Consider the following 739-nt stretch of genomic DNA (forward strand, 5'->3'; position numbering starts at 1 on the left):
GCTGGATCTTCTGCAGGCCTTCGACGATGACCTTGTCACCTGCCTTCAGCCCGTCTTCCACCAGCCACTTGTCGCCGAGCGAACGGCTGACCTTGACCTGCCGCACTTCGACCTTGTCGTCCTTGCCGACCACCATGGCGCTGGTATCGCCCTTCGGATCGCGGGCGATGCCCTGCATCGGCACCAGGATCGCGTTCTCGCGCACGCCGCTGCCGACCTGGGCACGCACGTACATGCCCGGCATCAGCACCTGCTCCGGGTTCTCGACCTTGACCCGCAGCGCGTAGCTGCCGGTGGTCGGATCCACGCTGACTTCGGAGAATTCCAGCGTGCCCTTGTGATCGAACTCGGTGCCATCGTCGAGCAGGATCGTCACCGGCAGGGTCTGGTTGTCCTGCAGGCGGCCACTGGCCAGCTCGCGGCGCAGCTGCAGCAGTTCGCTGGCGGACTGGGTCAGGTCGACATAGATCGGATTCAACTGCTGCACGGTGGCCAGCGCTTCGGCCTGGCCGGCGCTGACCAGTGCACCCTGGGTGACCGAGGACTTGCCGATACGCCCGCTGATCGGCGCGGTGATGCGCGCATAGCCCAGCGTCACGTTGGCGGCGTCCAGCGCGGCACGCGCGGCGCCGACATCGGCCTCGGCCTGCTTCAGCGCGGCGATCGCATTCTCGTTGTCCTGGGTGCTCACCGCTTCGACCTTGGCCAGCTCGCCGATGCGCCTGGCGCTCAGGCGCGC

Annotated in this window: 1 pseudogene; it reads right to left on the minus strand. The window is 67.3% G+C overall.

The annotated features are described in order from the left end of the window. Nucleotides 1–739 (minus strand): annotated as a pseudogene (smeD, locus tag AC07WC_RS17755) (multidrug efflux RND transporter periplasmic adaptor subunit SmeD); the annotation flags it as partial.

The sequence above is a fragment of the Stenotrophomonas sp. GW821-FHT01H02A genome (assembly GCF_059422145.1).